Origin of the sequence: Psychromonas sp. SA13A (genome assembly GCF_011378715.1) — a bacterium.
Lineage (GTDB): Bacteria > Pseudomonadota > Gammaproteobacteria > Enterobacterales > Psychromonadaceae > Psychromonas.
The window spans coordinates 26,080-50,974 of record NZ_WTKU01000006.1 but is presented as its reverse complement, the minus strand read 5'-3'; the positions used below and the strand labels follow the sequence as shown (position 1 = coordinate 50,974).

19 protein-coding genes and 1 pseudogene are annotated in these 24,895 nt (G+C 37.6%); 8 read left to right on the top strand and 12 right to left on the bottom strand.

What is annotated here, in order from left to right:
* Positions 1-253: 253 nt before the first annotated feature.
* Positions 254-667 carry a hypothetical protein gene (locus tag GQR44_RS07600; protein WP_166370895.1) on the bottom strand — a complete coding sequence of 138 codons (414 nt, stop codon included), beginning with the start codon at positions 665-667 and terminating at the stop codon, positions 254-256.
* Positions 668-1,198: 531 nt separating this feature from the next.
* Here GQR44_RS07600 and GQR44_RS19765 point away from each other — a divergent pair.
* Together GQR44_RS19765 and GQR44_RS07590 are read left to right on the top strand one after the other, a co-directional pair.
* A pseudogene (locus GQR44_RS19765) lies at positions 1,199-1,336 on the top strand (excalibur calcium-binding domain-containing protein); the annotation flags it as partial.
* Positions 1,337-1,403: 67 nt separating this feature from the next.
* A complete protein-coding gene (locus GQR44_RS07590) occupies positions 1,404-1,880 on the top strand; it encodes a DUF3465 domain-containing protein (RefSeq protein WP_240923594.1) in 477 nt (158 codons plus the stop codon).
* Positions 1,881-1,984: 104 nt separating this feature from the next.
* Here the strand turns inward: GQR44_RS07590 and GQR44_RS07585 are convergent, their stop codons facing one another.
* Complete coding sequence (locus tag GQR44_RS07585; protein WP_166370893.1) at positions 1,985-3,199, bottom strand: DEAD/DEAH box helicase; 1,215 nt, start codon at positions 3,197-3,199, stop codon at positions 1,985-1,987.
* A gap of 5 nt (positions 3,200-3,204) precedes the next feature.
* Between GQR44_RS07585 and GQR44_RS07580 the strand changes: the two genes are divergently transcribed.
* Positions 3,205-3,405: a hypothetical protein gene (locus tag GQR44_RS07580; protein WP_166370891.1), complete on the top strand. Its 201-nt coding sequence runs from the start codon at positions 3,205-3,207 to the stop codon at positions 3,403-3,405.
* A gap of 51 nt (positions 3,406-3,456) precedes the next feature.
* On the opposite strand, the gene GQR44_RS07575 is transcribed toward GQR44_RS07580, so the two are convergent.
* A complete protein-coding gene (locus GQR44_RS07575) occupies positions 3,457-5,073 on the bottom strand; it encodes an ABC-F family ATPase (protein WP_166370889.1) in 1,617 nt (538 codons plus the stop codon).
* Positions 5,074-5,786: 713 nt separating this feature from the next.
* Between GQR44_RS07575 and GQR44_RS07570 the strand changes: the two genes are divergently transcribed.
* Positions 5,787-6,530 carry a hypothetical protein gene (locus GQR44_RS07570; protein ID WP_166370887.1) on the top strand — a complete coding sequence of 248 codons (744 nt, stop codon included), beginning with the start codon at positions 5,787-5,789 and terminating at the stop codon, positions 6,528-6,530.
* Between the two features lie 611 nt (positions 6,531-7,141).
* Here the strand turns inward: GQR44_RS07570 and GQR44_RS07565 are convergent.
* A complete protein-coding gene (locus GQR44_RS07565; protein WP_166370885.1) occupies positions 7,142-9,385 on the bottom strand; it encodes a peptidase U32 family protein in 2,244 nt (747 codons plus the stop codon).
* Between the two features lie 287 nt (positions 9,386-9,672).
* Here GQR44_RS07565 and GQR44_RS07560 point away from each other — a divergent pair, with 287 nt between their 5' ends.
* On the top strand, positions 9,673-10,146 hold the full coding sequence (locus GQR44_RS07560; RefSeq protein ID WP_166370883.1) for a peroxiredoxin: 474 nt from the start codon (positions 9,673-9,675) through the stop codon (positions 10,144-10,146).
* Between the two features lie 203 nt (positions 10,147-10,349).
* On the opposite strand, the gene GQR44_RS07555 is transcribed toward GQR44_RS07560, so the two are convergent.
* Together GQR44_RS07555 and sfsA are read right to left on the bottom strand one after the other, a co-directional pair.
* Complete coding sequence (locus GQR44_RS07555; RefSeq protein ID WP_205962999.1) at positions 10,350-11,168, bottom strand: fumarylacetoacetate hydrolase family protein; 819 nt, start codon at positions 11,166-11,168, stop codon at positions 10,350-10,352.
* Positions 11,169-11,288: 120 nt separating this feature from the next.
* On the bottom strand, positions 11,289-11,984 hold the full coding sequence (sfsA, locus tag GQR44_RS07550; RefSeq protein WP_166370881.1) for a DNA/RNA nuclease SfsA: 696 nt from the start codon (positions 11,982-11,984) through the stop codon (positions 11,289-11,291).
* A 136-nt stretch (positions 11,985-12,120) separates the two neighbouring features.
* Here sfsA and GQR44_RS07545 point away from each other — a divergent pair, with 136 nt between their 5' ends.
* Both GQR44_RS07545 and GQR44_RS07540 read left to right on the top strand, forming a co-directional pair.
* Positions 12,121-12,318 (top strand): hypothetical protein, encoded by a 198-nt coding sequence (locus tag GQR44_RS07545; protein WP_166370879.1) that lies wholly within the window; start codon positions 12,121-12,123, stop codon positions 12,316-12,318.
* A gap of 78 nt (positions 12,319-12,396) precedes the next feature.
* Complete coding sequence (locus GQR44_RS07540) at positions 12,397-14,025, top strand: NAD(P)/FAD-dependent oxidoreductase (protein WP_166370877.1); 1,629 nt, start codon at positions 12,397-12,399, stop codon at positions 14,023-14,025.
* Positions 14,026-14,202: 177 nt separating this feature from the next.
* Here the strand turns inward: GQR44_RS07540 and GQR44_RS07535 are convergent, their stop codons facing one another.
* The gene (locus tag GQR44_RS07535; RefSeq protein ID WP_166370875.1) at positions 14,203-15,819 is read right to left on the bottom strand and encodes a B12-binding domain-containing radical SAM protein; all 1,617 of its coding nucleotides are present in this window, start codon (positions 15,817-15,819) and stop codon (positions 14,203-14,205) included.
* A 242-nt stretch (positions 15,820-16,061) separates the two neighbouring features.
* Here GQR44_RS07535 and GQR44_RS07530 point away from each other — a divergent pair, with 242 nt between their 5' ends.
* Positions 16,062-16,994 carry a D-2-hydroxyacid dehydrogenase gene (locus tag GQR44_RS07530; protein WP_166370873.1) on the top strand — a complete coding sequence of 311 codons (933 nt, stop codon included), beginning with the start codon at positions 16,062-16,064 and terminating at the stop codon, positions 16,992-16,994.
* 145 nt (positions 16,995-17,139) lie between these two features.
* Here GQR44_RS07530 and GQR44_RS07525 read toward each other — a convergent pair whose 3' ends face one another.
* The 5 genes from GQR44_RS07525 to GQR44_RS07505 all read right to left on the bottom strand — a co-directional run bounded on the left by GQR44_RS07525 (position 17,140) and on the right by GQR44_RS07505 (position 24,852).
* Positions 17,140-18,435, bottom strand: a complete 1,296-nt coding sequence (locus GQR44_RS07525) for an NCS2 family permease (RefSeq protein WP_166370871.1) — start codon at positions 18,433-18,435, stop codon at positions 17,140-17,142.
* Between the two features lie 421 nt (positions 18,436-18,856).
* Positions 18,857-20,587, bottom strand: coding sequence for a hypothetical protein (locus tag GQR44_RS07520; RefSeq protein WP_166370869.1), 1,731 nt, complete (start codon positions 20,585-20,587; stop codon positions 18,857-18,859).
* A gap of 356 nt (positions 20,588-20,943) precedes the next feature.
* Positions 20,944-21,732, bottom strand: coding sequence for a flap endonuclease Xni (gene xni / locus GQR44_RS07515; RefSeq protein ID WP_166370867.1), 789 nt, complete (start codon positions 21,730-21,732; stop codon positions 20,944-20,946).
* 1 nt (position 21,733) lies between these two features.
* A complete protein-coding gene (ppnN, locus tag GQR44_RS07510; RefSeq protein WP_166370865.1) occupies positions 21,734-23,086 on the bottom strand; it encodes a nucleotide 5'-monophosphate nucleosidase PpnN in 1,353 nt (450 codons plus the stop codon).
* A gap of 296 nt (positions 23,087-23,382) precedes the next feature.
* The gene (locus GQR44_RS07505; RefSeq protein WP_166370862.1) at positions 23,383-24,852 is read right to left on the bottom strand and encodes a diguanylate cyclase; all 1,470 of its coding nucleotides are present in this window, start codon (positions 24,850-24,852) and stop codon (positions 23,383-23,385) included.
* Positions 24,853-24,895 lie beyond the last annotated feature (43 nt).

The following is a 24,895-nucleotide window of genomic DNA, read 5'->3' as shown; positions in this document are numbered from 1 at the left end:
GTTGTGTTTTATGCGGTTTTATTGGGCTAATTGTTTGAATTAAAAATTAGGGTATTGAAATGAAATATATTTGGTTGAAATTAGTGTTAACGGTATTGGTTTTTGCTGGATTGTTTGCTTGGATTTATTATTTAGTTTCGAGCGGTAATATCTAATTATTATTAAAAATAGTTTCAAAAAATCGCCAACCCATTACATATAAAACATAACATTGGGTTGGCGATGAATTGATAGGCTAGCTAACGTGTAAAAACTACTTAACCGTTAGTTTTACATCTGCATCACGTAGAAGATAAAGCGCAATACAAGCGGCAAGCATAGGCCATGCTGCAAAAAACAATAGATTGTTGAAGCCGTCAATATAGCGAGGGAATGAAGAAAAAGTAGATGCGGCGTGCATTAATAAAATAATACCGTAAGTAAGGCGTTTTTTGATCCCAGCAACAAATGCAAGAACTAACAATAATTGTAGCGCGCCAAGAATATAAAAGATGGTATCACTTGCTCCACTGATACCATAAAATGCTTTCATAACTATCGCACTGTGTGCTGGATTGATAAATTTATCTAACGTCCACATAAAGAAAACGATAAAAATACCTAAGCGTAATGAAAAGAGAGACCACTGAAGGCGGTTTTGTAGGTTTGCTGAAACAGGTTGTGACATAGGAAGATCCTTAAAAGTGTTAAATGGTTTAATACATAACTTATCAAGACCGTGGCCTATGTTGTTTTATTTCACAAATTTATAATTAATTTTCAAATAATGACGCGTTAGTTCATAAGTATCATTCGTGATGCTTTACAAAAAGTATTCATTTAGGCGCTTTTTATGTTGCTTATCGTCATTGGCTCATACTAGTAGCCAAAGAATCAGGGTAAATTAAAGAGACTTTCAATGATGAAAATGTTCACAATATTAATACTACTTATTGCTGGTGGATACGCTTATTTTTTATATTCAAATAATGAATTGCCGTTTATTGCAGCTAACTCATCAAGTGTTTCCATTGATGACAAAATAAAATGTACGACTAAAGAAGGCCGAATTTTATACGGGAAAGTTCCTGATGGTGTGATTTGTGATCGCCTTGAGTCAGTAAAAGGATCGATTATTATTTTGCCAAGTGAAACCAAAAGTGAACGTAAAGATTCTATTAATTTATTTAATAAAAAAAGTGAACTGGCAAATTCAAAATATCGATGTGATGGTAGAACCTATTGCAGTGAAATGCGTTCAAAAGCGGAAGCGATCTTTTTCATAGAGAACTGTCCGAATACTAAAATGGATGGCGACCACGACGGCCAGCCCTGTGAAAGTGATTCTCGTTTTTAAATCAATTTATAACCGTTAACGGATAGGGATTATAAATAATTGCAACTCGGGATAAGGAAAAGCATCGATGAAAAATAGTATGTTTATGCTGTTAGCGCTGTTGCTTGTGGCGTGTAATAACGAAAGCCAACCTAATGGAGTTAGTTCAGAGTCATTAGCAACAGCTGAACAGACAAAAGAAGCGGTTTACACAGTCAGCGTTTCAGCTAATAGCGAACAACGTCTGAGTGATGCTTTTAAAGATAAACGCTCTGATCTACAGATCGCTGGTAAAGGAACGGTGATCAAGCTACTTGCTGATGACCTAAAAGGTTCTCAGCATCAACGCTTTATTATAAAAACGAATACTGGGCAAACAATATTAGTCGCACATAATATAGATTTAGCGCCAAGAATAAATACTCTAAAAGTCGGCGATAGCATTGAATTTTATGGTGAATACGAATGGAATAAACGCGGTGGTGTGATGCATTGGACGCATAAAGATCCTAAGCAACGTCATATCGATGGGTGGTTAAGGCATGCTGGTCTAGTTTATCAATAACAACAAAAGTGCCGTTAAACTTAAAATGAGCTCAGCATTCGAGCTCATTAATTAGCCTTAAAAGTTGTTTATCACTGTTAAGGCAAGTGATCACTAATATTAGTTTAGCGTTTGATTGATGATTGGCGACGACGGCCTTTTTGCGCTTTTTTCGGTGCGTGTGCAGCATTTGAATCAGGCACAACCAACTTTGCTTCAAAGCCTTCAATCACTTCACGGTTAATGAAGTAACCTAAATGACGTTCGATAGCACATAGGTTTCTAAAGTCATCACGCGATACCAATGAAATAGCTTCACCTTCAGCGCCAGCACGACCAGTACGACCAATACGATGTACATAATCTTCAGCTTCATCGGGTAAATCATAGTTAACCACTCGTTCTAAATCATCAATATCAATCCCACGAGCGGCAATGCCCGTTGCCACTAAGAACTTGATTTTACCTTCTTTAAAGTCAGCCATTAATTGCTCTCGCACTGCTTGGCTACGTCCACTATGGAATGACTCTGCTGCAATCTCTCGCTTTTCTAACTGGCTAACTAATTTAGCGGCACCACGTTTAGTTTCAATGAATATCAAGGCTTGCTGCCATTTATTCTCATGGATCAAATGGCTTAATAATGCCGATTTAAACTCTTTATCGACAGTGATCAAACGTTGTGCAATCTTAGGCACAGTAACATTCTCTGGTGCAATTGATATCTCTACCGCATCTGTCACAGCTGTTCTTGCTAAAAAGCGTACTTGCTTTGATAAAGTTGCAGAAAATAACAGATTTTGACGTTGCTCTGGTAACTTCTCAACGATTTTATTAATGTCACTAATAAAGCCCATGTCTAACATGCGGTCGGCTTCATCAATCACTAGAATAGAGGTTTCATCAAAGTGAATAGCACGACGTGTGTACATATCTAACAAACGACCAGGCGTTGCTACTAAAATATCAACACCTTCAATCAAGCTTTGCTTTTGTGGTTCAACATCGACGCCACCGTACATCGCCATCGAAGTAATATTAAGGTGCTTGGCATAAAGTTGAATATTAGCTTCCACTTGAATCGCCAGCTCACGCGTCGGAGTTAAAATCATCGCATGCACACGTTTAGGGCGAACCAATGGCGCATCAATTAATTTTTGTAAAATAGGTAATACAAAACTTGCAGTTTTACCGGTACCTGTTTGCGCCGCGGCAATCAGGTTTTTTCCTTTTAATACAACAGGAATCGCTTTTTCTTGGATAGGTGTTGGCGCAGTGTAACCCTGTTCAGTTACGGCTTGTACGATTGGATCACTTAATCCAAGGGATGAAAAAGGCATGTTATTTGTCTCTACTTATCAAGTTAAAATGGTATAAAACGGCCACATTTTTACATAAGCAAAGTATCAAGCGTATCTCACAGTCGCAAAAGCTAAACGATGAGGGGCATGACAAAGATGGAAAAGTGACAGGTTTTATGAGTTATTCGGTTTTATTTATTGCTTCTTTCTTTATTTCTTTATGTCTTTATTTCTTTGTTTCTTAATGTTTCAAATCAGCAGCGCTGAACGCAACTACTGATTTGAAGTGTTGTGCTTTATTGTAGGTTTAAGCTTAATTTTTTCGCTTCTGACTGACTTGCTAGGTATTCGTTATAAGTACCTTGGAAATCAACCACTTTTGTCTCTTTAATATCAACAATACGGGTTGCTAATGAAGATACAAATTCACGGTCATGACTTACAAAAATAAGCGTACCTTTAAATTCTTTTAATGCATTGTTTAATGCATCAATCGCTTCTAAGTCCATGTGGTTAGTGGGTTCGTCCATTACTAACACGTTGATGTCTTGCATCATTAACTTACCAAATAACAGACGGTTTTTCTCACCACCAGAACAGTTACGTGCTTTTTTGTTTGCATCGTCATCGGTAAATAATAAACGACCTAACATACCACGCACGATTAAATCGCTGTGTTTGCTAGTACGCCATTGACCCATCCAGTCCATCAAGGTTAAGTCGTTATTAAAATCTTCAGTGCTATCTTGTGGGCAGTAGCCGATAGACGCATTTTCAGACCATTTAACAACGCCTTCGTTATGTTGTAAGTCATTCACTAAACAACGCATGAAGGTTGTTTTACCGACACCATTCTCACCAATAATAGCAAGTTTAGCACCGGCTTCTAAAATAAGGTCTCCACCACTAAATAATGGCCCTTCTTCAAAACCATGCCCTAGACCTTCTAATACTAACGCTTGACGATGCATTTTCTTGCCTTCATCAAAAGATAAAGAAGGGTGCATACGGCTTGTTGATTTAACATCATCAAGTTTGATTTTATCCATTTTTTTAGCACGTGAACTTGCTTGTTTTGCTTTAGAAGCATTCGCACCAAAACGGTTTACAAAGTCTTGTAGTTCGTCGATTTCAGCACTTTTCTTCGCATTTTCAGATAATAACTGCTCACGGATCAGTGAAGAAGCTTCAAGGAAGTATTCGTAGTTACCTGGGTAAATACGTAATTCACCGTAATCAATATCAGCCATGTGCGTACACACAGAGTTTAAGAAGTGACGGTCATGCGAGATGATAACCATAGTACAACGACGTTTATTCAACTCTTCAGACAACCAGTTAATGGTATTAATATCCAAGTTATTGGTTGGCTCATCGAGTAATAATAAGTCAGGGTTTGCAAACAATGCTTGTGCTAATAGAACTCGCAGTTTCCAGCCCGGTGCCACTTGTTTCATTAAACCAAAGTGAAACTCTTCTTCAATACCAGCATCTAATAAAATGTCACCAGCACGACTTTCAGCAGTGTAACCATCCATCTCAGCAAACTCACTTTCAAGCTCACCAACTTTCATGCCGTCTTCTTCAGTCATTTCTGGTAAACCGTAAATACGGTCACGCTCTTTTTTGATTTCCCACAACGCTTTGTCACCCATAATAACGGCGTCAATTACTGTGTACTCTTCAAAAGCAAACTGGTCTTGGCTTAACGTACCGACTTTCACACCCGGATCTAATGATACGTTTCCTGAGCTTGGCTCTTGTGCACCGGTCAAAATCTTCATGAAAGTTGATTTTCCGCAACCATTAGCACCAATTAACCCGTAGCGGTTAAAGTTACCAAATTTGGCTGAAATATTTTCAAATAAAGGCTCGGCGCCAAATTGCATTGTAATGTTTGCGGTAGATATCAAAGTCAAGATTCCATCAGTTTAGAGCAGCACTGATTCACCTAAAAGTGATTAACAGCGTTGCAGAAATAATAAGGTCGCGAAGTATACAGATTAAGCAATTAAAATGTCGAATTATGTGAGTAAAAGCAGGTTATTTTTTGTTTTATTTTTAATCACATTGAGATAGTAGTTAGAGAGAGCTTGATTGGCCTAAGCAAACTAAGTGTGAAGTGCTATAGATAAAGGGGAGGTTTTTTGTTTAATGATTGGTTAAGTACTTTTGTGCTTTTATAGCTTGAAGTTCGACTTTATAAGTGATTTATTTCAAAAATATGTGGATGGCAGTTAATAAGCTCCTCTAAGCTACATTATATTTTATAACTGTGAGGTTGTTATTGTGTTACTCACTTAAAAGTAATTTACAGCGTTGTAGAAATATTAAGGTCGAGAAGTATGCAGGTTAAGAAATTAAAGTGTGGAACTATGTAAGTAAAAGCAGGTTGTTTATTTTTTAATGTGAGGCTTCTATATGTATTTAAGTCATTACTTTATAGTGGTTCCGGTAGTTTTTACATGATTAACTTTTGATCTGGTTATTTAACTTATTGATTATTTAATTTAAGTTGGTTACTTTGTGTGAAATTTAAATAAAATAAAAGGTCTGTCTATCCACTGCAAACATGGAGCGATTTGGCTTATTTTAACTGTTATACCTTTTCATTTAGGAGTGAGTTGTGAGTCTGAGTCAAATTTTAATAGCAGTGCTTTTCCTTTCATTTTCAATTAGTGGTCATGCTCAAGAAAAACCAATTATTAAACTTGCTAATCAAACGAAAATGGAGCTTTTATACGAAAGTAATATACGTCTTATGGAACAAAATAGAATACTACAATCAACAGCCTCTGACTTGAGAAGTACCTATCATTGGGCTCTTGGGTTTTCAGCAACATTTTTGTTGTTATTTCTTGGTGTTAATATTTATTTCTTTAGGAATAGGTATAACGAGGAAAAAGAATATCTATTAATGCATATTGATGACAGCATTGAAATTAAGAAAACAGAAATTGACACCTCACTTGCTAATAAATTAAGTGAAGTAGAGTCAAAGCTAGAAAATAAAGTTTCTTCACAAATAGAGTTTTCACTAGCGAAAGTTCTACAAAAAATAAAATTAAATGCAAATGATATCCAATTATGTAAAGTTGAAGCTTTAAAACTTAAATTAATTAATACCAATAATTCTGGTGTAAAAGAGAACATCTTGTCTGAAAACTTTCGATTAGCTGTTGAGATTAGAATGTTATCTGGTAAATCTTGGGATTGGGATGTATCTAACGTTTTAGAAAACATTAATGCTTTGTTACTCGAAGGAACTAAATTTGATCCCATGGAAATGCCTGAAGTTTCAACATTTTTAAATAACTTACCTGCACAATTCACTGATCAAGTCACTAAAATTCGTTTTTCTATCCATTAGCTATTTTACAAATAAAGGTTGGAACCTCTATGTCCACACCTTGCCTAGCGGAGGGATCTTACCTGTACAAAATAACGGATATTATATATTTCTTAGCGACATATCAGTTAACTAAATGCTTAAAAATAAATCAATGTGGCTGCTTCATTGTCCCGTCAAGTTTCCCCAAGGTAACGATTCATTTTAGCAACAGCAAACAGGACGTTTGCTGTAATGTCAGAATGGCCATGGACGGCCATCCTGACATGGTGCGTTTAAAATGAATGGTTAGCTTGGATTAGGAAACGTCACGGGTGGCCTTTCTTTTGGTTCTGTTTTCTTTGGCCATTTAAAGAAAATGAACCCGCCGCAAGGGCGGAATACCAAGGTCAGTCGTAATCTAAAAGCCCCGATGAGCACAGACGAACCTACACCAAACTAATCTAATTCAAACTACTGCACTGAGAGTAGACAAGTTAGCAAACTAATTCGATTAGCGCAGACAAAGCTATTAAGTTAATTCAAACTGCCTAGATGAGCGCAGACGAACCTACACCAAGCTAATTCAGATTACTACACTAAACGCTGACGAAACTGACAAAATAAACACCAAGATTGATCAATTATCTAATTTACAATCCTTGTTGATATTGCGCATTGGTCGCAACTGTCACCATACCTGTAACCGTTGCTGCTGCTTGTTGATCGCCATCTAAGAAATCCTCAAAGTGCTTAATTAACTGCGCTTTATCCTGTTTCTCTTTTGAACCTGAACCAATATCCGTTAGGTCGATAAAGAACTCATCAAACAAATCTGAGAAATCTCTGACAGCATCAAAATTTAAGAACTGTTCATGGTTATAAATACTTGGGTAACCACCTAACTGCTTATCAACGGCGAAAGAGATACCTTTCACGTTGGTAATTGTCGTCGCTTTTTGACATTTCAACATACAGCCATCTTCAATGCTTGGTTTGTTACAACCCACGGTTTGTTGAAAGAAACATTGGCGGCTAGTCATCATTAGAATAGGGTGGTAAATGCTGTATAACATTTTGAAGTTAGCAGGGCGTTTGATGTTTTTGATCTGGTTACGGTTAATTTCGTTTGAGATAAATGCACCGGCACAATTTAACTCTTCTTGCATAGTTAATAAGGCATAGGAGTTAGTGGTGTTTAAAAATGGACCGGCAATCCATTCAATACCCATTTCAAAAGCTTTATATGCAATACCAGTATTATTGGTAACAATACGAGCAGGTTTCAACTCTTCTAAAATGCGTACCGCTTCAATGTAATCTTTACCGATTAATACCGCTGGGAACCAAGGAATAAAGCGCGGATTACGCACTAAAATATCACGTTGTTTGTTGCAGCGTTTTTTAAAGCTTTCGGGTAATTTAAAGTAGATGTCAGCATCGGTTAAGTCACCTAAGTGTGCATCTTTTTCATCGCTGATTAATATTGATAACGTTGGCTTTTCGTTTAATTTAGGGTGAGAAGCTAATGGCGGTAAAGTGACTGCTGGGATCACGTCTTTTTCGCCATTTAAATAATAAGCGACTTTATTTTTAACTTCCGTTAACTCTTTAAATGGGATAGTTAAATGATCATCCAGTTGCGAAAAGTCAAAGTCAGCAACGTTGTAACGGCTATTTTTAAAGCTTTTAAAACGTTTTTCAATGGCTTCAACAGTGACTGCTGATTGCTCAGAAGCAATCATGTTTGAGTTTGATTCTACTACAAAAGTTTTTTCATCAATGACGATAGTCACTTTGAACGGAGTATTCAATTGCCCTGAGAAGCTTAATGATAAATCGCTTTTATCGATATTTAAGGTTGCTACTTTAGCGGCAACTTCATCAACGATTTTATTTTTATCGTCACGTAAGTCTTGTTGTACTTCTTGAATTTGTACTACTGAAATCGCATTGTTTTTTTCATTGGCATGGGTAAAGCTGTTATCGCGTGGATTGTCGATAAACATATCTTTAGTTAGGTTGCCTTTCAAAAATGAGTTAGTGAAATCACGGTTAAATACTTTGTATAAAGCAGAGTCATCGGCTAATAATTTACCGGTATCTACAAAAGTATTGATCTGCTGACGCCAGCTATCCACAACCGTATGCACGTATTGTGCGCCTTTAATACGACCTTCGATTTTTAATGAGTCAACACCGGCTTCTACTAAATCAGGTAAATCAAACCACGCAGAGTTATCTTTTAAATTAAGTGGGAATTTATTACCTGCAGCAGTGACTTCATATTCATCACGGCAAGCTTGACTACAGCGACCACGGTTACCTGAGTTACCTACACTCACTGAGCTTGAATAACATTGACCTGAAAACGCGATACATAATGCACCGTGTACAAACACTTCGGTTAATACTTCATTATCATGTGCTAAAGCAGTCAGTAGTTTGATTTCAGTTAGGTTTAATTCACGTGATAAATTAGCGCGGGTTGCACCAATTTTAGCAAGGAATAAAATTTGCCCTTCATTGTGCGTTGTCAGCTGTGTTGATGCATGAATATGTAAGCTTGGGAAAAACTTTTTAATCAGGTTAAAGATACCTAAGTCCTGCACGATGATGCCATCGATACCGGTATTAACTAACTGGTTTAATAGTTTAGTGAGTGTTGGGATTTCATGCTCTAGGATCACGACATTAAGCGTTAAAAACACTTCACATTGATATTCATGTGCTAGCTTAATGATGCCGACTAAATCATCAAAGGAAAGGTTGGCTGCACGGTTACGAGCGTTAAAAATATCTAAACCGCAATAAATCGCGTTAGCCCCTGCAATTATCGCCGCTTTAATCGCGTCAACATCACCACCTGGGGCTAATAATTCGATTTTTCTACTCATAACTTGTCACCATCTATTTAATTCATTTTTATTTTGAGGCGCGAGTTTACCTTTATCCAAAGTGTTTTGCCATCGCGCAAGGGAGCTAGAGTTAATCGACTTAAAAGTAATTGAATAGCCACTTTATTATTCAGTGTTTGTTTAGCTGGTTTAGGGATAGACTGTTAACCTGTAACAGTCTGTTATTGATTATATTAATAGACGCGATTGTTATATTTAAAGTAGCAATTGTAATGGCAATAACTAAAAGTAATTAAAAGTAACTTAAATTAACTAAGGATAATAAAATGATTGAAGTAGGCCAAAAACTACCAACAGCAACCCTAAGCCAATTAACTGCTGAAGGTATGGTTCATCATGACGTTGCTGAATTATTTGCAGATAAAAAAGTAGTCTTATTTGCTGTACCTGGCGCATTTACGCCAACTTGTTCTGAAGAGCATTTACCAGGTTATGTTGTACTTGCTGATAAGTTTCAAGCAAAAGGTGTTGATTTGATCGCTTGTGTTGCTGTGAATGATGCATTTGTGATGAAAGCATGGGGTGAAGTACATAACGCATCTGAATTATTAATGTTAGGCGACGGCGATGCGAGCTTTTCTAAAGCACTTGGTTTAACGATGGATACTGCAGGATTCGGTGGCGTTCGCTCACAGCGTTATGCAATGGTCATTGAAAATGGCACCGTCACGTTATTAAACGTTGAAGAAGCGGGTGAATTTGAAGCAAGTAAAGCAGAAACAGTGCTAGCTGCACTTTAATTTTAGATGGCTCATCTGCTTTCATAAAGTTCCATTTGAGCTAATTAATTGTCCCTTACAACGCCGTTGTAAGGGATTTATTGTTGTCTGCTACCTTTCCTATTTCTTTGTTATCTATGTTGTCTGTTTATTTTTAGCTTTTACATATAATAGGTTGCTGTTGTTATTGTTATTGTTATTTTCACAGTTGTCACTGTGAGTATTTAACGTTTAATTTTATTCTCCACTGTCCCTACCTGATCAATCGTCACGGAGACTGTGTCACCATTATTCAACGCTTGGGTTCGACCTGGCGTCCCCATAAAGATTAAATCTCCGGGCATTAAGGTGAAGTATTGGCTTAAATAGCTGACTACTTTTGCTGGTTTGTGGATCATATTTTGAGTATTTTCCTGCTGTACTATTTTGCCGTTTAAGCGAGTCGTCAGGAGTAAGTTATTATAATCAACACCTACTGTAATGATTGAGCTAATAGGGCCGAATCCATCGCTGGCTTTAGAACGCATCCATTGCAGGTCTGAACTTTGCCAGCTACGTTCGGTTAAATCATTGCCTGCTAATACACCGAAAATAACTTCTTCTGCCTGTGATTCTTTAATATGCTTAGCCTGTTTGCCAATCACTAATACTAACTCGCCTTCAAAATGCACGTTATTTGCATCTTCAGGTAGGACAATAGTTTCTCCTGAGACGATTAATGACGAAGGTAATTTAAGAAATAACGGCGGTGGCGCTTTTGATGGTGATGAGATATGACTACTAAAGTTCATACCCACGGCAAATACTTTCTGCGGCGTTGTAGGAAGTAATAATTTAACCTCTGCTAATGCAATAGGGTCTCCTTTGGCGGTTAACTGAGTAGATAACTCACCGCTAAGCGGTTGAATCAGATCTCCTTTAATTTCACCGTAACTGATTGCTTGATGGTGCTTAAAGCGTGCAATTTGCTTTACATCGGCACTGACCATTGAGGGCAGGCTTAACCCTGTCACTAATCCTATGACTAACATAATTTTTTTCATTATCTGACTCCTGTCTTTTTTGTTCCATTAATGTTTCGGTTTAATAAATGCCAGAGCTATTACAGTCTTGTTAATAACCACTACTTTCAAGCTAGCGATTACTCTGCTTGCTGTTCATTTTCATGTGTGGGAGTTAACAATATTGCTTAAATTCGGGAAATAACAAATGACTTCAACGCCTGCTTGTTTTGCCTGTGCGAATAAGTCGGCATATTTTTTGTCGATAAAGTCTGCGGGTTGCACTCTTTTTATCGCGGAGTGTAATACCGCAAATAATAAAACACTGCGATAGCCTTGTTGTTTCATTTCTATTAATTCGCGTAAATGCTTTTGACCGCGAGTTGTCACTGCATCTGGGAAGTAACCATCACCCGCCTGTTTGCGTTCGTCTAATAGGGTGCAGCTTTTTACTTCTACATAGCAATCCACTTTATTGTCATCGCTTAATAAAAAATCGATGCGACTATTTTCCTCTCCGTATTTTACTTCTGCTTTGCACTGTTGATAGCCGAGTAGTTCAGGGATTTGTTGTTCAGAAATCGCCTGTGCAACCAGCGCATTGGCTTTGGCTGTATTTACACATATCCAATGGCCAGCTTGAGTGAGCGTAAATTCCCAAGTGTATTGGTATTTACGTTTTTTATTGCTGGAGGTGCTATATAAAACGCTATCGCCTGGGGTTGCACAACCCGTCATTGCGCCGGTATTTGCACAATAAATAGTTGTTTCACTGCCATCTTCTAAAATTACATCGGCTAAGAATCGCTTGTAACGTTTTATTAATGTCGCTTTTTTAAAGGGAGTTTCAAATATCATTATTGTTTAATAACCTTTATTGATGTTGTACTTTTTAACAAATAAGTAACAAGTGTGTTGTTATCGCGTTTTATTTAAGTGATAATGGTTATCATTAACTTTTTTCTTCACTTATCTTCAAAGGAGTGTGTTTAAAATGACTATTCAAATTGAAATTGATAAAGATAAATTAATGCATTTATTTGAACAGGGTGTGTTGTGTGCTGCTGATTTTCGCTGTTTAACCACGGAGTCAAAACAACAGGTTTCACAATTATGCCTGACAAACTGTTCAAAACGTTTACAGGCTATCCCCTGTAGCATCCCTATCTCTATCCATAAACAAGCACATTAGGGTTTATTAAACCTTATCATTTGATTGTAGATCACGTAAACTACGCGCTTATTTTTTAAGCCAATTTTTAGGTGCATCATGATACGTCTCAACCAAGTTAAATTACCGCTGGACCACGAAGAAGGTGCGTTACAGCAGTTTGTATTAAGTAAGTTAAATATAACTGCACAGCAACTGGTTAATATCCATGTTTTTAAACGTGGATATGATGCGCGTAAAAAGAACCAAATCACACTTATTTACACTTTAGATGTTAGCGTGACCGATGTCGATCAAGCTAAGTTATTAGCGAGCTTTGAAAAAGATCCAAATGTGCGTGTTTCTCCGGATACTGATTATCAATATGTTGCTACTGCTCCAGCAGACTTAGCGGAGCGACCTATTGTTATTGGCATGGGGCCTTGTGGGTTATTTGTTGCTTTAATTTTAGCGCAAATGGGTTTTAGACCGATTGTATTAGAGCGCGGTAAGTCGGTACATGAGCGTGCTAAAGATACGTTCCGTTTTTGGCGTACGAGTGAGCTTAATACCGAATCAAACGTACAGTTTGGTGAAGGTGGCGCAGGTACATTCTCCGATGGCAAGTTATACAGCCAAGTTAAAGATCCTGGTTTTAAAGGATTAAAAGTAAAACAAGAATTTGTTGCTGCGGGTGCTCCTGCTGAAATTATCTACGTGAGCAAACCACATATCGGTACCTATAAGTTAGTGACTATGGTGGAAAAAATGCGCCGTAAAATCATCGAGTTGGGTGGCGAGATCCGTTTTGAAACGCGTGTTGAAGAACTCAATATCGAAGACGTTGATGGTAAAAAGCAAGTGACTGGCGTGACCTTAAAGGGTGGAGAAGTGATCAACTCACGTTATGTGACCGCCGCTATTGGACACAGCGCACGTGATACTTTCCAAATGTTGCATGATAAAGGTGTACATATGGATGCGCAGTCATTTTCGATTGGTTTCCGTATTGAGCATAAGCAAGAGATGATTGACCAAGCTCGTTTTGGTATTAATGCTGGGCACCCAATTTTGGGTGCTGCGGATTATAAGTTAGTACACCATTGTAAAAATGGTCGTAGTGTATATAGCTTCTGTATGTGTCCGGGTGGTGTTGTTGTTGCGGCAACATCGGAAGAGCATGCCGTGGTAACTAATGGCATGAGCCAATATTCTCGTAGTGAGCGTAATGCAAATAGTGCGATTGTAGTGGGCATTTCTCCTGAAGACTTTAATAACGACCCATTACAAGGGGTTGCATTGCAACGTAAATTAGAGCGTCATGCCTATGTGATGGGTGGCAGTAATTATGATGCGCCTGCACAAATGGTAGGGGACTTCCTTGCTGCGGGTAAAGGTAAACCCTTTGAGAACGTTGAGCCTTCTTACAAACCGAATGTGAAAATGACTGACTTAAGTGATGCATTACCGCAATTTGCAATTGATGCGATTCGTGAAGCGTTACCAGCTTTTGCTAAGAAAATCCGTGGATTTGATAGTAAAGATGCGATGTTAACAGGCGTTGAAACACGTACTTCATCACCTATACAAATTAAACGTGGCGATGACTTACAAAGCATTAATACGCAAGGTTTATACCCAGGCGGTGAAGGTGCTGGTTATGCTGGTGGTATTTTATCTGCGGGCATTGATGGTATTAAAATCGCGGAAGCGGTGGCATTAAAAATGTTAGCGGATTTAGAGGCTTAATCTTTTCCTAGGTATCTCACCTTTTTAAACATTTAGATTGTTAAGTTTTATAAAGCAAGTCGGTTGTGTTTTATAAAGTAAACTTGTTAAGTTTTATAAAGTAAGGCCGCTGTGGTTTATCAACCACAGCGGCCTTTTTGTATTTGAAAGCTTATTTCTTTATTACTTTCATTACCTCTATTGCATATGCTGCTTTTGTCGCTGTAATAATTTACTACCACTGGTGGATTGTTTTTTCTGGCCGCCATAAAGATTAAGGGTATTAAACGCACCTTTTAATCTTGATGCTGTGTAATCTAATTCTATCTTAGGTAATAGTGTTTGGTGCATTTCAGGGAATAACGCTTCAACACATTGCGAAATTAATTCAAATAATCGTTTTAGATTAATCTTATGCGTTTGTCCTGTTTCTTCAAATAACCAATTGGTGATGGCCATAAAGTGCTCAAAAGGGTCATCCGCTAGAATATGCCCTAATGAATGTTTAAAACGTCCTGAATTTCCTATCATATCCCAATATCTTGCAAAGCGATTAACCAGCTGCATGGTGGCAAAATCTACTCTGTCGGTACTTAAAATATTAAACGGTGGTAGTGGGTTAAAGCGTAAATCAAAGGTTTCAGTGTGCCTAATAATCGGGCTACCTTTAAGGCGTTTTAAAATGCCCATTTGAATCTCATGGGGATGGCATTCATATAGTTGGTTGAAGCTGTCTTTAAAGCTTTCAAAGGTTTCACCGGGCAGGCCAAAAATAAGATCCGCATGAATATGTGCGGTGGTATTTTGTTTTAACCAAATCAGATTTTGTTTGGATTTAGCATTGTTTTGCTTACGGCTAATATTGGCTTGTACTTCTTGATTAAAGGTTTGAATACCCACTTCGAATTGCAAGCTGCCCTCAGGAAATTGCGCTAGCATCTCTTTTAATTTGCGAGGTAGATGATCCGGCACTACTTCAAAGTGTAAGTACAAATCATCACTCATTCTGTCTAAGAAAAACTGCATAATTTGTAACGAGGTATTAATGTCTAAATTAAAGGTTCTATCAATAAACTTAAAGTTACGCGCACCACGTTGATACAAGGTTTCCATCTGTTTTAAGAAAACAGTTAACTCGTAAGGATTTGATTTAGTATCTAAAGAGGACAGACAAAATTCACACTTAAAGGGGCAACCGCGAGAGGCTTCGACATACAATAAACGATTCTTTAAATCTTCGTCGCTGTAATACTGATACGGCATTTCAAGGTCTTTTAAATCCACAGGTTTAGACTTCAAAATTTTATTGCCTGGTGGATTGTTATTGATTAGATCCTGACATAATTCGTAGAAACTGATATCTGCTTCACCGGTTAATACATAATCTGAAGCTTGTACTATCGCTTGTTGCTCAGATTCATAACTTACCTCTGGTCCACCTAATACTACCTTGACTTCCGGTGCGATCACTTTCAATAGGCTAACCACATTAGTGGTTTCGACGATATTCCAAATATAGACACCAAAGCCAACAATAGTCGGTTTGGAAGCTAAAATTTGCTCAACGATATCAATAGGCCAAGTTTGAATAACAAATTCTTTTATTTCAGCGATAGGCTGTAGATCTTTTAAATTGGCGTATAAATAACGTAAACCTAAACTGGAATGAATATATTTAGCATTGATTGTCGCTAATACTATTTTTGGCGAGGCAGACCCGTTGATAGCTACGGGCTTAGCTTGGCTGCTTGCGACAGGCTCTGGTTCACTTAGCGTTGTACGCATAATGGTTAGGTCATGGTCGAATTGTTGCATAGCAGTTGAGGCTCTTCAGTATTTAGGAAATATGCGCGAATAATACAGTAATCGATGAGTTTATTCAGTGCTTGATTTATTGTGTTAAGAAAAGCGAGGCTTTGGTTTATTTTTTGAGAAAAGAGAAGCATTAATTATTGCTATAAAGTTTATTGATTTTATATCTGCAATGGTAACCAGTATCAAAATCCTGTATATCTAAGACTCTCAATTTATTGGCTTTTTCGTATTAAGGGATAGAAATGAAAATTGTTTTATTAGATGCATTAACATTAGGTGACAGTGATTTATCTGTTTTTGATCATTTAGGCGAGTTAACTGTTTTCCAGACAACAGATGAACAACAAACTGCTGAGCGGGTAGTAGGGCAGGAAGTTGTTATTACTAACAAGGTACTGATCACTGCACAACATATGGCGGATAACCCACAGTTAAAGCTTATTTGTATTGCTGCAACAGGCACTAACAATGTAGATCTAGAGGCCGCGGAGAAAGCGGGTATTACAGTTAAGAATGTATCGGGTTATTCTACGGAAAGTGTTAGTCAGGCAACCTTCTCTCTATTGTTTCAATTAATACATCAAAGCCGTTATTACGACCAATATATTGCTAAAAAAGGTTGGTGTGATAGCCCTGTATTCACTCATATTGAGCGTCCTTTTTATGAGTTAAAGGGTAAACGTTGGGGCATTATTGGCATGGGCACTATTGGTCAACGAGTTGCAGAGCTAGCAACTGCTTTTGGTTGTGATGTTTGTTATTACTCGACTTCAGGCAAAAATTCACAACAGTCCATTGAACAGGTAAATTTAGCTACGTTATTAAGTGACTGTGATGTTATCTCTATTCATGCACCACTTAATGCACAAACTGAAAACTTGATTGCTGCTGAGCAAATACAGCAATTAAAAGCGGGGGCGGTGATCATGAATTTGGGGCGCGGTGGGATCATTGATGAACAGGCAATGGCGACAGCATTGGATACACAAGATATTTATCATGGAACTGATGTATTGGCGGTAGAGCCTATGTTATTAAATCACCCTTATCTGTCAGTAAAAGCGTCACAGCGTTTAGTGGTCACACCGCATACCGCTTGGGCAAGTGTAGAAGCTCGTCAATGTTTGTTAGAAAAAATGGTGGAGAACATCAAGAGCTACGTGGCAGCAAATTAGTAAGTTAATGTAACAGTATAAAGAGACAGTAAACTTAGGTTTTAATCTCTAGAATAAAAAATGCCGCGCTTTAATCATTTAGTTTCAAATAATAAGCGCGGCATTTTTATAATTAATATTTATCTGTTATTGCAAGTCAGATTGCTTAACCAGGAAAGAAAACCAATTTAAGAAAGAATAAAACAGCAAGGAACCAAACGCTTGCGCTTAACTCTTTCATTTTACCACTAGCCACTTTGATCGCAGCGTAAGCAATGAAACCAATCGCAATACCGTTAGCAATTGAGAACGTTAATGGCATCATGATGGCTACAATAACCACGGGTGCGGCTTCAGTAATGTCATCCCAGTTAATGCTTTTTAAACCACCAACCATTAATACTGCTACATATAATAATGCGCCTGCTGTTGCATAAGCCGGAACCATGCCTGCTAAAGGAGCAAAAAATAGAGCAAGTAGAAATAGGATACCAACAACCACAGCAGTTAAACCGGTACGACCACCTTCAGCAACACCAGATACACTTTCGATGTAACTTGTTGTTGTAGATGTTCCTAACATTGAACCAGCCATAGAGGCGCCACTATCCGCTAATAGTGCGCGGCTTAAACGTGGTAAGTTGCCATCTTTATCCAGTAGTTTTGCTTTATCTGCTACCGCAATTAATGTACCTGACGTGTCAAATAGATCCACGAATAGGAATGCGAAGATAATGCTGATCATACCTACGTTTAAAGCACCGGCTACATCCATTTGCATGAAAGTAGGCGCAATACTTGGTGGCATTGACATAATACCTGCATATTGAATATCACCCATTAATAGGCCGATAACAGTAACACCCAAGATAGCTAGCATCACGCCACCTTTAACTCGGTAGTGTGCAAGTGCAATAATGGCAATAAAACCTAAGCAAGCTAAAGCAGCTGGTAATGCAGTTAAATCACCTAAACTCACTAATGTCGCTTGATTTGCAACTACGATACCGGCATTTTTTAAGGCAATTAAACCTAGGAATAGACCGATACCAGCTGCAATCCCTTTACGCATTGGTAGCGGGATTGAGTTGATGATCCACTCACGGATTTTGAATAAACTTAATAAGGTAAAACAAACACCTGAAAGGAATACGGCACCTAAAGCAACTTGCCAGCTGTAACCCATGTGTAATACCACTGTGTATGAGAAGAAAGCATTTAATCCCATACCCGGTGCTAAAGCGACAGGGTAGTTAGCGTATAAACCCATAATGAAACAGCCAATTGCAGCTGCTAAACAGGTTGCGACGAATACAGCACCCGAGTCCATACCGGTTGCTGATAACATTGATGGGTTAACAAAAATGATATAAGCCATGGTTAAGAAGGTGGTGAAGCCTGCAACAATTTCTGTTTTCACATTACTGTTGTGTTCGCTTAGTTTAAATAATTTTTCTAACATAATTTTTCCATTACTCGCGCGTGTGGAGGTCTACTTCCTTCCGACCTATTAATATCCATGATAATAATTAAGTGATCTATATTATTGCTCAAAATCACTTACTTAATACAATCGACATAAGATGAACAAATTCTCTGTGTGAATTTCGCGCAATTATAAAAGAACTGGTTTTATTAGCTAGTCTAAAAGGGTAATTAATCTCATTGATACTTAGATCTCGCTTGGCTTAGATCAAAAAACAAGCTACTTTTTGCGAGTTCAAAAAAAACTGACCTCAGTCAGCTTTTTGTTTGATATCTCATTTTTGTCAGCTGATGTAATTATTGTTAGCTTGAGATAATTGATGATATTGATTACTTTTAGGTGAGTTATTTGCCCGTTAGCATTTATGTGCATAAATGCTAACGGGTAAAGCTACTTTTTATTGTTGAGGTGATTTATTATTCACCGTTGAATCAAAACGAATACCTTGCTCATTAATATCTAAATTGATATTCATACGTGCGTCATAATCCATTAGGAACTGCATTTCATCAGCGATTGATTCCCCTGACATTAACTGTGTTGCACTAGCGAAAGGTGTAAGCATTTTATTCACGTCAAATGATAATTGATACAGCCCATTAGCAGATAATGGTTCCTGTCCAAGTTTTTCAGCGGCTTGTTCACCTTTAGTTCCATTATAAATCACTAAATGTTTACCTTTGATGGCAATTTTAGGATTGATGTTTAAAGCAACCGGTACAGGGAATAAGTCTTTTAATGAAATCGCTTTGCCATCATCACTTAAATTAACTTGCTGCAGCTCTGGGCTAAACATTCTAATGGAGTTAAAAATAGCTAATGGGTTATCAGCATGTACTGCTAATAACGCGTCAAAACTATCCAATTGTGTTGGTTCTGTTTGACTCATACTGTAATCAAACAGTGCACCACTAAGACCTTTTAGACCTGCTGCCATATTTGCACTCATACCAACCATTGCTATCGACTGTCCATTCGCAGCAATTTGTGATTGTAGTTCTGCTAATGGCTGACATTGATAAGCTGGTTTTTGTAAATCACCCCAAATAGTGGTTAATGCGTTAGAGAGTTCGCTAACATTCAAGCCAATCGCTGTTGCTACAACACTGTCGTTAAAGTTTTGTGTGTAATTTGGGATGAAGCCTCGCATGCTGCTCAGTGCTTTTAAAATCACTGCATTTTTACTTTCTATGACCGCTGAAAATCCGAGTGTTGACTCTGTTTCACTGATATCCATTTGGGTGTAACCAAAGGCTGTGCGTGGCCAATTTTTTGCAATGCCAGTGAATTCTTGATGACAAACAGGTGTTTGTAAGCTGGCAAATGGATTATCATTTTCTACCTTAGTTATTTCAGTTAGTTGTCTTGCTAATTGATTACCGTCGGTTGTTGTTAAGCCTTTAATAATCTCAACATGATTAATAAAACCAACACTCGCATCAGAGAATTGATGTTGTTTAATGATATCTGTTAATAATGTGGTATCTGATATTGGTGCTGTTACTTTTTCTAGACCGAGCGCGGTTGCCAATAACTGCTCAGAAACAAATCGCGTTTTTACTGTGACGGTTAAAATACCGTTGGCCTGTGCCACAATAACATCAACTACTTCGTCTTCATCGGGTGGGGTTATCGTATAAATGCGGTAAGCAAGATCTTGGATTTTTCCTTGTTTATGTTCAAAGCCTGTTTCTTGTTCATTTTTATCTAATAAATCCCAGATAGCTTGCGGGTTAGCAACTTCTAGTTTTATAACTGGCAGCCACCCTAGTGTATAAGCGTAAGCTCGGATTTGATCGCTCAATCCAAAGGTTTTAACTAATAAATCAGCATCTTTTAAGCCGTCTTGATAAGCTTTGATTAAATTAGCAACAAAGTGCAGGCCTGGTTCATCAGATTCATACAATGCATCTAATTTTGCTTGGTCGCTTGGTGTTACTAATTTTGGCGCGGAAGCAATGTAATCTTTAATTGGAAATGGAGTTAATTGGCCTGCAAAAAAAGGAGTGTCTGACGGGACATAATTTAAAACATTATAGGCAGCAGCTGCAGGTTGTTGAGATAAGTAAACGCCTGCGCCAAATGCGCCAATAGCTACCACAGCAGCAGGGATTAATAATTTTTTCACAGTTAAAACTCCAAAATTTATTTATTAGGATGTTATAAATAGCAAACGCTATGCGTTGCTAATGTAAGGTTTATATCGCTTACTAGTGGCGATAACGATTTTCCAATAATTGTTTGAGTAAATTATTTCAATAAAACGTTTCAGTAAATTTGTTCATCATATATTTAAAAATTGACCGAGGTGCTTAATTTCAAGTTACTTAATTTTAAATTACATATCTTATAAACAATGTAACGGCTTATAAGAGCTCCACCCCTTTTTAACGTGAGTGCTCGAAAAGTGGTGCAGACAGGGTAAGTTTATTGGTCATTTTTTTTAGTCTTTTGTTCATTAAAGTTATTCTTTTGTATTCTTTATTATTTTGTTTGATAACGTAAATCTTTTAAATTAAAACCTAATCCAATTTGGGTTTTTAAAGTAACCAGTTGTTTGGATAAAAGCGCGTCAGCCTGATGTGCTTGTACTTTTTGCAGGCGTTTATCTTCGCTAACTATCGGTTGTACTTGTTTTAACATGTTATCTAGACTTTGATATTGCTGCAAAAGTGCTAATGCGCCTTTATTACCAACTCCCTCGACACCTTTAATATGGCTACTACTTATACCTGTTATTGCCCAGTAATCGATTAATTGGTTTATTTTTAAGCCCAGTTTATGCTCCACATAATAACTGTCCATATGTAACGATTGAAAATAGTCGTAAATACTGGTGTAGGCATTTAGTAATTGGTAAAAGCCTTTATCCGTGGACACTATGATACAGCGCTGTTGACTCTGCGTTACTTTGCTTGTTAACGTTGCAATTAAATCATCCGCTTCGTCTTGTTCTGTGACTAAAGATTCAATACCCATTTCGTAAAATGCGTCTTGAATTTGTGGTAAATAGGCTTTTAAAGCCTCGGGGATCGGTTTTCTACCTTCTTTATATTCAGGTAGTAACTGATGGCGCCAGCTTTGCTGGTGGCTATCAAAAACGCAAATAACATGGCTCGGCTGATGCGCCCTTAACATCTTTTGAAGTGCATTACAGGCGGTGTTATTGGTTGCACTTAATGCAAAGTCGATATTTTTATTTTGTTTTTCTTGTACTGCATAGATACGACGAATTAGGTTCATCGCATCTATAATTAATAAACAAGCACTCATATTAAGTTTTAATCTTATAGCAAGGGGTGTAAACCGTTCCTGGTAGTTTCATTCGCCCTTGTTCAATGAAACTCTTTAATAATTTGTCTACGCGTTGCATTAAATCTTTTTCACCGGTTAACAAAAATGGACCATTTTCTTCAATGGATTTTATGCCTTCATCTTTTACATTACCACCAACGATCCCAGAAAAAACACGACGTAGATTGGACGCAAGTTGATCTTTTGGCTGATCGCGATGCAAAACCAGGTTTGCCATATTTTCATGATTTGGAATAAAAGGAACTTGGAAATCATGGTCGATTTTTAATGTCCAATTAAAGGAATAAGCATCTCCAATTGCTTTGCGATACTCTTTAACGCGGCGCATGGACTTTTTAATGAGCTTGGCGACTAATGGCGCATCGTCAATAATGATTTGATAATGCTGCTGTGCTTCCGGCCCTAATGTATTCACAATAAATTCATCAATGGCTTTAAAGTAATCAACACTACTTGCTGGCCCTGTTAATACGATAGGTAAGGGCTGACGTTTATTTTCAGGGTGCATCATAATACCTAGAATATAAAGCAACTCTTCCGCTGTTCCTGGGCCACCTGGGAAAATAACGATGCTATGAGTAAAGCGCACAAAAGCCTCTAAGCGTTTTTCAATATCTGGTAAAATAACCAGTTCATTAACAATTGGGTTAGGTGGCTCAGCGGCAATAATACCTGGCTCGGTTAAACCAATATAACGACCATTATTGACACGTTGTTTTGCGTGTCCTACTGCGGCACCTTTCATCGGACCTTCCATGGCACCTGGGCCACAACCTGTACAGATATTAAGTTCTCGTAACCCTAATTGATTGCCAACTTCTCGGGTATAAGCAAACTCAATATCATTAATAGAATGTCCTCCCCAACAAACGACAACACTGGGTTCGACACCGGCTTTAAGTACATTAGCATTACGCAAAATCGAAAACACTAAGCTGGTCGCTTGTTCGCTGTTGAACGCTGATGGTGGGTTGGGTTGTAATTGTGTGTTGACATATAAAAGGTCACGTAACACTGAAAACAGGTGATCTTGCATGCCTCTGATTAGCTCGCCATCGATGTAGGCATCTTCTGGTGGATTTAATAGCTCTAAGATGACGCCACGTTCTTGGTGGAGTACATTAATTTGAAAGTCTTTATGTTGTTCAAGGATCTCTTTACTACTGTCGGTATGGCTACCTGACTTTAATACTGCTAAAGAGCAGTTTCTAAATAATTGATAAACTTCGCAAGAGGCACTGTATTTTAGTTGGTTTACTTCTAATTGAGATAATAGCGCCATGCTACCAACGGGACTGATATGTGAAATCATAGCTTCTCCTTTTGACTGTCTATTAAGACTAACTTAGTTAGATAGAGATGCCATCAAAAAGTACCAGTTATTTATTAAATAATTGAATTAGCTACAGACTTTACTAGGATCTCAGCTTAGAGAACTAGGAGCTTAGCTAATGGAAACGAAGTTTAAATTACAATAGCCGAAGTTGCATTAAATTTGCTTAGAACATTCGTTTTATGCTTAGAGATTCATCATCTTATTGCTTGCTGAATTTGCACCTTGAATGGGAAACAGCACAGACAATTTATTTATCTGTTGCCAGTTAAATCTTATTTGTCATCGGTTGCTGTTTTTTCTATAAAGATGACGCGATCTTTGCCCTCTGCTTTTGCTTGATATAATGCTGTATCAGCACGTTCAAACGCTTCATCTTGATCATCACTTGAAACTAAGGTGGTAAAACCAACTGAGATGGTGATGATTAAGTTTTCTTCTTTGAATCTGAAAGTGATTGCTTTAATACGATCTCGTAATTTATTTAATACAAACTGTGCTTGTTGTTGGTTTATCTCAGGTAATAATAATGCAAATTCTTCGCCACCGAATCGGGCGATGTAATCTGTTTTACGAATTGATTTTTGTAATGTTTGAGCGATGGCATGTAGGACTTTATCACCTGCTAAATGGCCAAAATTATCGTTAATACTTTTGAAGTTATCGATATCGATGACCGCCATTTGTAGCGGGGTTTTATAACGTTTTAAACGCGTTATTTCAATTTCTAGGCGTTCGCTCCAAGCAGCTCTATTGGGGATTTTAGTCAAAAAGTCGACGTGTAACTGTTTAGTTTGGTGTTTGAGTGTTTTTTGATAGCTCTGTGTTTCACTTTGCAGTTCTTTAATTTGTCTCACCATACCTTGAAATTTATGACGAAACTTTTGCTCTTTCTTTTTCTCTTGTTCAGCAATGACATTTTTCACTTCACTCACGTAGCTAGTAATGTAATTACGTAAACTATCGATATCTTGTGCTTCTTCACTTTGTTGCTGTAGACTTTTTGCACTCTTTTCTATCGATACAAAGGTATCTTTTTGTTGTGCAAAACCAGCTTCAGTTGCATTTAAGGTTTTTGCAAAATTTAAATAAAACTCGGTTAAGCTATCATTCAGTGTATATAAAAAATGACGTGAAGAACTACGCTCTTCACGTGTACTGTTAATGATTAGATTAATGACTTGTAAACAATGGTGAGGTAATTGAAAAGGATCACTTTCGTTACTGATATTAATACGTAGTTTTTCAAGATCTTGTACATAAGCTTCACCAACATCTAACTCTAATATCACTTGCTGCAGTTCTTCATTAATAAATTCTACGTCACCCTTATGATCGTCGTCAGATTGCATCGAACGTTTACTCAGTTCTATTACTGCGCGTTGATAAATTTTGATCAGTTCTTTTAATTCAACTTGATGCTCAATAATAGTGTAAGGGACATCTCCATCTTGCATTTCTAGGAGTCGAGTTTTAATGGAGTTTGATAAAGAATCTATTTGTTGTAATTGCGTGATCGAGTGACGAGAAATTAAACGTCCCTCTGAGAGCTTGTCATCTAAATTATTTGGGATTGTTGCTAACTGTACGACGCATTCATCGAATAGATCGTTGTCGCTTTCATCGGTAGATGTTGCTTGTAATTTTTTTAGGAATCGGATTTGATATTTATCAAAAGCTTTATCTTGGCGATAATTTCGTCTTAAGAGTTGTTGTAATAACCTTGTTAGCGCCGATGATGCCATGAATATAATCCTTTAATATTTGTAATTTTCTTAATGTGAGCTA

Excerpts from the sequence above, each read along its gene's own strand:
- GQR44_RS07565 (WP_166370885.1), bottom strand. The coding sequence starts at position 9,385 with ATGAGTAGAAAAATCGAATTATTAGCCCCAGGTGGTGATGTTGACGCG.
- GQR44_RS07545 (WP_166370879.1), top strand. The coding sequence starts at position 12,121 with ATGACTATTCAAATTGAAATTGATAAAGATAAATTAATGCATTTATTT.
- GQR44_RS07560 (WP_166370883.1), top strand. The coding sequence starts at position 9,673 with ATGATTGAAGTAGGCCAAAAACTACCAACAGCAACCCTAAGCCAATTA.
- ppnN (WP_166370865.1), bottom strand. The coding sequence starts at position 23,086 with ATGATTTCACATATCAGTCCCGTTGGTAGCATGGCGCTATTATCTCAA.
- GQR44_RS07530 (WP_166370873.1), top strand. The coding sequence starts at position 16,062 with ATGAAAATTGTTTTATTAGATGCATTAACATTAGGTGACAGTGATTTA.
- GQR44_RS07535 (WP_166370875.1), bottom strand. The coding sequence starts at position 15,819 with ATGCAACAATTCGACCATGACCTAACCATTATGCGTACAACGCTAAGT.
- GQR44_RS07585 (WP_166370893.1), bottom strand. The coding sequence starts at position 3,199 with ATGCCTTTTTCATCCCTTGGATTAAGTGATCCAATCGTACAAGCCGTA.
- GQR44_RS07590 (WP_240923594.1), top strand. The coding sequence starts at position 1,404 with ATGAAAAATAGTATGTTTATGCTGTTAGCGCTGTTGCTTGTGGCGTGT.
- GQR44_RS07540 (WP_166370877.1), top strand. The coding sequence starts at position 12,397 with ATGATACGTCTCAACCAAGTTAAATTACCGCTGGACCACGAAGAAGGT.
- GQR44_RS07555 (WP_205962999.1), bottom strand. The coding sequence starts at position 11,168 with ATGAAAAAAATTATGTTAGTCATAGGATTAGTGACAGGGTTAAGCCTG.
- GQR44_RS07525 (WP_166370871.1), bottom strand. The coding sequence starts at position 18,435 with ATGTTAGAAAAATTATTTAAACTAAGCGAACACAACAGTAATGTGAAA.
- sfsA (WP_166370881.1), bottom strand. The coding sequence starts at position 11,984 with ATGATATTTGAAACTCCCTTTAAAAAAGCGACATTAATAAAACGTTAC.
- GQR44_RS07600 (WP_166370895.1), bottom strand. The coding sequence starts at position 667 with ATGTCACAACCTGTTTCAGCAAACCTACAAAACCGCCTTCAGTGGTCT.
- xni (WP_166370867.1), bottom strand. The coding sequence starts at position 21,732 with ATGAGTGCTTGTTTATTAATTATAGATGCGATGAACCTAATTCGTCGT.
- GQR44_RS07505 (WP_166370862.1), bottom strand. The coding sequence starts at position 24,852 with ATGGCATCATCGGCGCTAACAAGGTTATTACAACAACTCTTAAGACGA.